At 67.6% G+C, this 8,173-nt stretch carries 10 protein-coding genes; 3 read left to right on the top strand and 7 right to left on the bottom strand.

The window, feature by feature from the left end; genetic code table 11:
* The first annotated feature begins 74 nt into the window (after window positions 1–74).
* Both KDB67_RS15205 and KDB67_RS15200 read left to right on the top strand, forming a co-directional pair.
* Entirely contained in the window at window positions 75–470 is a 396-nt protein-coding gene (locus tag KDB67_RS15205) for a type II toxin-antitoxin system VapC family toxin (RefSeq protein WP_291017246.1), read from the top strand.
* A gap of 65 nt (window positions 471–535) precedes the next feature.
* Window positions 536–1,363, top strand: a complete 828-nt coding sequence (locus KDB67_RS15200) for a class I SAM-dependent methyltransferase (RefSeq protein ID WP_291017243.1) — start codon at window positions 536–538, stop codon at window positions 1,361–1,363.
* A gap of 312 nt (window positions 1,364–1,675) precedes the next feature.
* Here KDB67_RS15200 and nadC read toward each other — a convergent pair whose 3' ends face one another.
* Window positions 1,676–2,572 carry a carboxylating nicotinate-nucleotide diphosphorylase gene (nadC, locus tag KDB67_RS15195; RefSeq protein ID WP_291017240.1) on the bottom strand — a complete coding sequence of 299 codons (897 nt, stop codon included), beginning with the start codon at window positions 2,570–2,572 and terminating at the stop codon, window positions 1,676–1,678.
* Window positions 2,569–3,642, bottom strand: coding sequence for a quinolinate synthase NadA (gene nadA, locus KDB67_RS15190; protein WP_291017238.1), 1,074 nt, complete (start codon window positions 3,640–3,642; stop codon window positions 2,569–2,571). Before nadA ends, nadC begins: the two co-directional genes overlap by 4 nt.
* A 198-nt stretch (window positions 3,643–3,840) precedes the next feature.
* On the opposite strand from nadA, the gene KDB67_RS15185 reads away from it, so the two are divergent.
* Window positions 3,841–4,611 carry an NUDIX domain-containing protein gene (locus tag KDB67_RS15185; protein WP_291017234.1) on the top strand — a complete coding sequence of 257 codons (771 nt, stop codon included), beginning with the start codon at window positions 3,841–3,843 and terminating at the stop codon, window positions 4,609–4,611.
* A 177-nt stretch (window positions 4,612–4,788) separates the two neighbouring features.
* Here KDB67_RS15185 and KDB67_RS15180 read toward each other — a convergent pair whose 3' ends face one another.
* The 5 genes from KDB67_RS15180 to KDB67_RS15160 form a co-directional block, all read right to left on the bottom strand.
* Window positions 4,789–5,379, bottom strand: coding sequence for a DUF2567 domain-containing protein (locus tag KDB67_RS15180; protein ID WP_291017232.1), 591 nt, complete (start codon window positions 5,377–5,379; stop codon window positions 4,789–4,791).
* Window positions 5,376–5,672 carry a hypothetical protein gene (locus KDB67_RS15175; protein WP_291017230.1) on the bottom strand — a complete coding sequence of 99 codons (297 nt, stop codon included), beginning with the start codon at window positions 5,670–5,672 and terminating at the stop codon, window positions 5,376–5,378. Before KDB67_RS15175 ends, KDB67_RS15180 begins: the two co-directional genes overlap by 4 nt.
* 56 nt (window positions 5,673–5,728) lie before the next feature.
* Window positions 5,729–6,787: a biotin synthase BioB gene (gene bioB, locus KDB67_RS15170; protein WP_291017227.1), complete on the bottom strand. Its 1,059-nt coding sequence runs from the start codon at window positions 6,785–6,787 to the stop codon at window positions 5,729–5,731.
* Window positions 6,784–7,659: a dethiobiotin synthase gene (gene bioD / locus KDB67_RS15165; RefSeq protein WP_291017224.1), complete on the bottom strand. Its 876-nt coding sequence runs from the start codon at window positions 7,657–7,659 to the stop codon at window positions 6,784–6,786. The genes bioB and bioD overlap by 4 nt, the downstream gene beginning before the upstream one ends.
* Window positions 7,656–8,173, bottom strand: a 518-nt coding sequence (locus KDB67_RS15160; RefSeq protein ID WP_291017221.1) for an aminotransferase class I/II-fold pyridoxal phosphate-dependent enzyme, incomplete at its 5' end; no start/stop codon positions are given. The genes bioD and KDB67_RS15160, both read right to left, overlap by 4 nt.

Raw genomic sequence — 8,173 nt, 5'->3', positions numbered from 1 at the left:
GCCGCACTCGCATACGAGTTTCCGACCGGCGACATCGAACAAATCCTGGAGGAGACCGAGGCCGGATACCATTCATGACCGTCTTCCTCGACGCCAACATCGTCATGTACGTGATCGGCGCTCCGCACGAGAACCGGGATCGAAGTCAGGTCCTTCTTGACCAGTTGATCGTCTCGGGGACCAGATTGGTGACCGATGTGGAGGTCTTTCAGGAGATCCTCCACCGGTACGGTGCTATCAATCGTCGAGATGCTATCGAACCGGCGTTTGCACTACTCCACGATCTCGTCGACGAGGTGTTCACCGTCGGCCTCGCGGAGATCGAAACGGCAAAGGACATCGTGCTCGGCCACGGATCCGGCGCACGTGACGCGCTACATGTCGCGGCCATGAGGAGTCACGATGTCGCCAGAATCCTGACGTTCGACCGGGGATTCGACCGCTTCAACGACCTCGAGCGAATCCACTGAGACGGCCGTCAATGGGGAACGCCGTCGTCATTGTCACCTTCGGCGCCGGTAGTTAGTGTTGCTATATGACCAGCGACAACGTTCTCGCAGTGATCTTCAACTCCACCTGCGACGACTTCGATGCGGTGACGCCGCAGGTATGGGGGCCGGCCGGGCGGGCACTCGTCGACGCGCTGCGGTTGCAGCCCGGCGAGCGGGTGCTCGACGCGTGTTCGGGAACCGGGGCGTCGGCCATCCCTGCCGCCCATGCGGTCGGACCCACCGGGCACGTCGACGCCATCGACATCGCCGACGACCTCCTTGCCCGCGCCCGTACCAGAGCCGCGGCCGACGGTCTCACCAACATCGACTTCCGCTGCGCCGACGCCACCGCGCTACCCGCACCCGACACGCCGTACGACGTACTGTCGTGTGCGTTCGGGGTGTTCTTCCTGCCCGACATGGACAACGCCGTTCGGGGTCTGCTCGATCAGATTCCCGGTGGCAGGATCGGTGTCGCGGTCTGGCACAAAGGGGCGCTCACCGAGTTCACGGCGACGTTCTTCGAGCAGGTGGCCGTGCTCAACGCACAACCGCAGCCGACGGCGGGGGTAAGGTCGGGATCGGACGAGCCCAGACCGATCAACCGTATAGAGACCGTCCCGCTGATCACCGACTGGCTCACGTCGCTCGGCGTCGTCGATGTCCGGACGCGGGTGTTGTCGTTGCCGGTGCCGTGCACCGACGAGTTCGCGTGGTCGATGATTCTCGGCAGCGGCCTGCGCGGGGCGCTCGGCGGGTTTTCCGATGATCAGCGTGAATTGTTGCGCCGCAACTTTGTTCAGGCGCTGTCCGGCAAAGGTATCCGGGAGGTCAACTGCGACACACTGATTGCGGTTGGCAGAGTGCCGTAGCGGTCGTGATCGCAGAGGGGTGTGGGCGTGGTTGAGTCAGGTGCAAAGGTCACCGGACCCTTCGTGACCCTCGCTCCTTCGTCGCTTTGGCCTCAGGGATCAAGATGGTCGGCGGCGCCTTCGTCGCTTCGGCCTCAGGGATCACGATGGTCGGCGGCGCCTTCGTCGCTTCGGCCTCAGGGATCACGGTGGTCGGCGGCGCCTTCGTCGCTTCGACCTCAGGGATCACGATGGTGAGTCACGCTCTCGTCGCCTCGACCCCTCAGGATCAAGAAGCTGTGCAGCCCAGCGACATTCTCGCGCGCCGAGATGTCAGGTGGGGATGTCCAGGCCGAGGTCGAGGACTGTGACGGAGTGGGTGAGGCCGCCGACGGCGATGTAGTCGACACCGGTGCGGGCGTAATCGCGGGCTACGTCGAGGGTGAGGCCGCCGGAGCTTTCCAGTTTGGTCTCCGGGGAGCGAGTGTTGCGGCGCTGCACCGCCATCTGGGTGGCCCAGGGTTCGAAGTTGTCGAGCAGGACGAGCTGCGGTTTCAGTTCCAGCACCTCGTCGAGCTGCGCGAGGGAATCGACCTCCACCTCGACGGGGATGTCGGGAGCTGCGGCCCGCACGGCATTGAGAGCCGCGCTGACCGAGCCCGCGGCGGCGACATGGTTGTCCTTGATCAGCGCCGCATCTCCCAGACCGAGACGATGATTGACGCCACCGCCGGCGCGGACCGCGTACTTCTGCAAAGACCGCAACCCCGGCAACGTCTTTCGGGAATCACGGACCTTCGCCGAGGTGCCGGCGAGCTCGGTCACCCACTCCGCGGTCGTGGTCGCGATCCCGGACAGATGGCAGATCAGGTTGAGTGCGGTGCGTTCGGCGGTGAGCAGCGCCCGGGTGGGTGCGTGCACCGCGAGCACCACATCGCCACGACCGACACGGGTGCCGTCGGCGACCTGGGCGGTCACCGTGTAGTTGCCCGCGCCGATCACCTCGTCGAACACCGCCAGCACCACCGGGACACCGGCGATCACCCCGTCACCGCGGCTGACGATGGCGGCATCGGTGACGGCGTCGGCGGGAACCGTGGCCACCGAGGTGACATCGGGTCCGTACCGCAGATCCTCGTTGAGGGCGGTACGGATCAACGTGCGCACTTCGTCGGTGACCGGTTCCCCCAGCTCCGACGCCGCCACCTGACCGATGAAGCCGGCTGTCATTCCCCGGATCCCGGGTTGCCGATGGCGATCATCCGCTCGACGCTCCGGCGTGCCTTGGCGGCCACATCCTCGGGCACGAACACCTCGTCCTTGCCCTCCCGCAGGGCGCGCAACAGCGCGGCCGGGGTGATCATCTTCATGTACGGGCACGATGCACGGCCGTTGACCGGCTGGAAGTCGATGCCCGGCGCGGCCTTGCGCAACTGGTGCAGCATGCCGATCTCGGTGGCCACCAACACCTGCTTGGCCTTGGTTTCGCGGGCGGCGTCGATCATGCCGCCGGTGGACAGGATCTTGACCTTCTCCGCCGGAACGAAACCCTCCCCTGCCAGGTACAGAGCCGATGTTGCGCAACCGCATTCGGGGTGGATGAACAGGTCGGCGTCCGGGTGGGATTCGGCCTGCTCGGTGAGTTCGTCACCGTTGATGCCGGCGTGGACGTGGCATTCACCCGCCCAGATGTGGATGTTGTCGCGGCCGGTCTTGCGCTTGACGTGCGCACCGAGGAACTGGTCGGGCAGGAACAGTACGTCCTTGTCCGGGTCGATCGACGCCACGACCTCGACGGCGTTGGACGAGGTGCAGCAGATGTCGGTCAGGCCCTTCACCGCGGCGGTGGTGTTGACGTACGACACGACGACGGCGTCGGGGAACTCGGCCTTCCATTCGCGCAGTTCGTCGGCGGTGATGGAGTCGGCGAGCGAGCAGCCGGCGCGGGCATCGGGGATCAGCACGCGCTTGTTCGGGCTGAGGATCTTGGCGGTCTCGGCCATAAAGTGCACGCCGCAGAACACGATCTCGTCGGAGTCGACCTCGGCGGCGATCCGAGACAGTGCCAGCGAGTCACCCACGTGGTCGGCGACGTCCTGGATCGCGGGCAGCTCGTAGTTGTGGGCGAGCAGAGTGGCGTTGCGGGCGCGGGCGAGCCTGCGCACCTCCTCCGCCCATTCGGCGGTGGGCTCCACCCCGGTGTAGCCGCCGGGTCCGTCCACCCATTCGGCATCGATCAAACCGGGATCGATCAAACCGGGACCCGACAGGGTTGCCGGGCGGTCGCTGATGATGCTCATCGTCACTCCTCACGAGCAAGGGGCTGGTGCGCGGGCCGACCGCTGCCAGACGGCCGTCCCCGCGTGTTCCGGCTCATCGGGTCTGAATCACCGGAGGTTTTCGACTCATGGTCGAAAACTCTGTCCATCGTAACACCGCTCACAGTCGGTCCATTCCCGGCCGGGTCTCCTGCACCGGCGCACCCTAGACTCGACGCCATGCCGGATGAGCCCGCACCCCCGCCGACCGGCGATCCGTCGGCACCGGACCCACCCGATCAGCCCCTGCGCGTCGAGGTTCTCAGCGCCGTGTTTCAGGTCCGCGCCGCCGGCGATATGTCGCAACAGGACACGCCGAGATTGTGTGTCCTGCTGCGCGATCCCGATGGCGGCGGCCGGACCTGCCCCCGGCGCGCACTCCCCGGAGGTGACGTCGGCCCGCGGGAAACCCTGGCGCAGAGCGCGAGACGGCACCTGGCCGACGACCTGGACGTCGCGGGTCTCGCGCACATCGAACAGTTGTCCGTGTTCTCGGCGCCACACCGCGTGCCGGGGACCCGCACCATCGCGTCGACCTATCTGGGATTGCTTCCCAGCGACGCCCGCACGCAACTGCCCGACGGCGCGGCATGGGTGCCGGTCGACGCACTCGACCCGGTCACCGGACCACTCGTGCACGACCACGGCAAGATCGTCGACGCGGCACGGCAGCGGCTAGCGGCGAAACTGTCGTACACGAATATCGCGTTCGCACTGGCGCCCAGACAGTTCGCGATGTCCGAGCTATCCGAAATATATTGCGCTGCACTCGGTTACAACGTTGATACGACCAACCTGCTGAGGGTGCTGTCGCGGCGGGCCGTCGTGGTGGCCACCGGCACCGTCGGCAGGACGGGCCGTAACGGGGGCAGGCCTCCCGCTCTCTACCGCTTCGCCGATTCCGAGTTGCGGGTCACCGACGAGTTCGCGACGCTACGCCCGCCGATGTGACGCGTGTCCGACTCGACCAACCTTGTCGGTTGATGCGCAAGCGTGCGAGCCCTGAAACCGCGTGAGATGACATTGTCGGCTCACCAGGTTTCGAGGCTCGGTCGCTGGGCGACCTAACACCTCAACCGGCGAGGAGTCGGTTTCTCGGCGCGCCGGCGGCAGAAAACTCCTCGAGACTCAACCGGCAGGTCGGTCTCCTACGCCCAGGTCCGGGTCCTGTGTCGAGAGGGTGAATACCAGGTAGAGGAGTGTCGCGGTGAACGGTGCACAGATGAGCAGCACCCACGGTGACGGGATGAGTGTCCACCAGCGACCGTCGAAGAGGTCGGCACCGAACTCGAAGGTCGCGCCCACCGGCAACGACTTCGGGTCGTCGAAACGCCAGGCAGCCATCCGGTCACCGACCACGGACGCGACCACCGACCCGGCGACCGTCGCCCCACCGAGTGCCAGGAACCCAGCCGGGCCGCGCCAGGGCCGCGCCGCCACCCAGGAGATCGCGGCGGCCACCAGCCCGTACACGAACAGCAGCACCGCCAGCCAGGCCATCGACTCGTACTCGGCGGAGTCGCCGCCTCCGATGATCTCCGCGTACTTGGCCGAGATCACCCGCCCGGTCACCGTCGGCGTGACCATCGCCCACACCGTCCCCACGGCCGCCCCGAGCAGGACGACTCCACACACCACCGCAAGCAGTGCCGAACGAGGTGGCCACGGGCCGGCGCGGCGCTGCGGCCTCGCCGCCGCGTCCGCCACAGCGGCGGTCATCGGTGATACATTTCCGTCGAATCGACCGAGCCGTGTCGTGAGCACCGCGCCGACCAGCCGTCGGGCCGCACCTGCACCACCATCCGGCGACCGCACTGGCCGCAGAACCGCGGCGGTTCGAGACCGAGCCGGGCGGCGGGCGGGATCGCGTCGGGTGACTGCAATTCCAGTTCGATCCCGGTGTAGACACCGAATTTGCACGGCTCGGCGAGCGGGCCCGGGACGTCGAGCTCCGGGGTGGGGGCGGACGGTCCGCTCGGGACCGTGCGCCTGCGGCGTGGCGTGTCGACCATGTCCGCCACTCTAGTGTCGCCGCCGCGGGCGCCTCTCCAACCGTCCGCAGGCTCCACTAGAGAGTGTCGTTCAGCGTCTTGATCGGCATCGACAGGTCGACGAGCAGATCGAGATCGTCCTCGGCGGGCCGCCCGAGCGTCGTCAGGTAGTTGCCGACGATGACCGCGTTGATGCCGCCGAGGATGCCTTGCTTGGCACCGAGGTCACCGAGGGTGATCTCGCGGCCTCCGGCGAACCGCAGGATGGTGCGCGGCAACGCCAACCGGAACGCGGCAACGGCCTTGAGTGCCTCCGAGGCGGGCAGCACGTCAAGGTCGCCGAACGGGGTGCCCGGGCGGGGGTTGAGGAAGTTCAGCGGCACCTCATCGGGTTCGAGTGCGGCGAGCTGGGTGGCGAACTCGGCGCGCTGTTCCACGCTCTCCCCCATGCCGAGGATGCCGCCACAGCACACCTCCATGCCGGCCTCGCGCACCATCCGCAGGGTGTCCCAGCGTTCCTCATAGGTGTGGGTGGTGACGACGTTGGTGAAGTGCGACTTGGCGGTCTCCAGGTTGTGGTTGTAGCGGTGCACACCCATCGCGGCCAACTGGTCGACCTGTTCTTGGGTGAGCATGCCGAGGCTGCAGGCGATCTGGATGTCGACTTCGTTGCGGATGGCCTCGATGCCGGCGGCCACCTGGCTGAGCAGGCGCTTGTCGGGGCCGCGGACGGCCGCGACGATGCAGAACTCGGTGGCGCCGGTCTTGGCGGTCTGTTTGGCTGCTTCCACCAGCGAGGGGATGTCGATCCAGGCGGTACGCACCGGCGACTCGAACAGGCCCGACTGCGAGCAGAAGTGGCAGTCCTCGGGACAGCCGCCGGTCTTGAGCGAGATGATGCCCTCGACCTCGACCTCGGGACCGCACCACTTCATGCGGACGTCGTGGGCCACCTGCAGCAGTTCGGGCAGCCGGTCGTCGGGTAGGCGCAGCACCTGCAGGGTCTGGTCGTAGTCGAGGGCCTCGCCGCGTTCGAGCACCTGCTCGCGGGCGATGTCGAGGATGTCGCGTTCGGGGGTGTCGGCGCCGGGGATGTCGGAGGTGATGTCGTCGGGGCGCACGGGGGCCTGGGTCATTGAAGAACTCCTGTCATGTTCGGGTGGTCTGTGGGTGATGGTGCTGTGGTCGTCGATGAGGTGGTGGGGTCAGGTGGTCGGGTCGCCGGACCCCTCGTGACCCTCGCTCCTTCGTCGCTTCGGCCTCGGGGATCAAGAAGCCGGTCGCTTCGGCCTCGGGGATCAAGAAGCCGGTCACCTCGGCCGCGGGGATCAAGCCGGGCGGCCGCGATCCAATCTGGATCGAACCAGGCGGGGGCGGCGGTGCGGAAATCGTCGGGTGGGAGCGCACCGGCACCGTCGGGGATGACACCGACGACGGGGACGCCGGTCAGGCGGGGCAGGTCGTCACGGTTGCAGGTCATCGCCAGATCCGGTTCGGCGGGCCAGGCACCGATGATGAGGCCGGCCACATGCAGGCCGCGGGCCCGGATCGCGTCGACGGTCAGTTCGGCGTGATTGAGGGCGCCCAGACCGGCCTGCACGACCACCACCACCTCGGCGTCGACGGCGGCGGCGACGTCCAGCAGAGTGAGGTTCTCGGCGAGGCGGACGAGTACCCCACCCGCCCCCTCGACCAGGGTGAGGTCGTGGTCGGCGGCCAGTTCGGTCACGGCGCCGACGACAGCCGTCAGGGTGACAGGTTCTGCGCCGGCCCGTCGGGCGGCGGTCTCCGGCGCGAGAGGTTCGGGGTATCGGGCGCATTCGGCGGTGGTGATCGACCCGGTCAGACGCTCGATGACGGCCAGGTCGCCCGGCTCGCCGGGCAGGACTCCGGTCTGTATCGGTTTGCACACGGCGACGTCATCGAAGACCGCGGCCAGCGCGGCAGTGGCGATGGTCTTGCCGACATCGGTGGACGTTCCGGTGACAGCGACGATCCGTCCGGTCATCGGATCTGTGCCCCCACTTCACGCAACGCCGCCAGCACCACGTCGCCGACGTGATCGAGGGTTGCGTCATCGAGGTCGGCGCGCACGGTCAGCCGCAGCCGGGAGGTGCCCGGCTCCACCGACGGCGGCCGGAAGCAGCCGACGAGCACTCCGCGTTCGCGGCAGGCCAGCGCAGCGGCGACTGCGGGTTGCGGATCACCCACGATCAGCGAGATCACGGCCGCGGACGGAGTGGCCGCACCACAGCGCTCGGCCAACCGAATCGCGTTGGACCGCAACCGGTCCGGATAGTCCGGTTGGGCACGGAGGATACGCAGCGCGGCGAGCGCCGCACCGGCGGCGGCCGGGTTGAGGCCGGTGTCGAAGATGAAGGTGCGGGCGGTGTCAATGAGATGCTCACGTAGCACGGAGCTACCGGCGACCAGTCCGCCCTGTGCGCCCAGCGATTTGGACAGCACCCCGGTGACGACGAGATCCGGCGCGCCGGCCAGCCCGCATTCGGCGACCAGACCAG

The sequence above is a fragment of the Gordonia sp. (in: high G+C Gram-positive bacteria) genome (assembly GCF_020438995.1).
In the GTDB taxonomy this organism is placed as follows: Bacteria; Actinomycetota; Actinomycetes; order Mycobacteriales; family Mycobacteriaceae; genus Gordonia.
Note: the sequence above shows the minus strand (reverse complement) of the source record. Positions and strands in the feature narration are given on the sequence as shown.

What these genes read in the sequence shown, in the direction of transcription:
- bioB (WP_291017227.1), bottom strand. Translation starts at nt 6,787, where the DNA reads ATGACCCAGGCCCCCGTGCGCCCCGACGACATCACCTCCGACATCCCC.
- KDB67_RS15205 (WP_291017246.1), top strand. Translation starts at nt 75, where the DNA reads ATGACCGTCTTCCTCGACGCCAACATCGTCATGTACGTGATCGGCGCT.
- KDB67_RS15200 (WP_291017243.1), top strand. Translation starts at nt 536, where the DNA reads ATGACCAGCGACAACGTTCTCGCAGTGATCTTCAACTCCACCTGCGAC.
- nadC (WP_291017240.1), bottom strand. Translation starts at nt 2,572, where the DNA reads ATGACAGCCGGCTTCATCGGTCAGGTGGCGGCGTCGGAGCTGGGGGAA.
- KDB67_RS15175 (WP_291017230.1), bottom strand. Translation starts at nt 5,672, where the DNA reads ATGGTCGACACGCCACGCCGCAGGCGCACGGTCCCGAGCGGACCGTCC.
- KDB67_RS15180 (WP_291017232.1), bottom strand. Translation starts at nt 5,379, where the DNA reads ATGACCGCCGCTGTGGCGGACGCGGCGGCGAGGCCGCAGCGCCGCGCC.
- KDB67_RS15185 (WP_291017234.1), top strand. Translation starts at nt 3,841, where the DNA reads ATGCCGGATGAGCCCGCACCCCCGCCGACCGGCGATCCGTCGGCACCG.
- nadA (WP_291017238.1), bottom strand. Translation starts at nt 3,642, where the DNA reads ATGAGCATCATCAGCGACCGCCCGGCAACCCTGTCGGGTCCCGGTTTG.
- bioD (WP_291017224.1), bottom strand. Translation starts at nt 7,659, where the DNA reads ATGACCGGACGGATCGTCGCTGTCACCGGAACGTCCACCGATGTCGGC.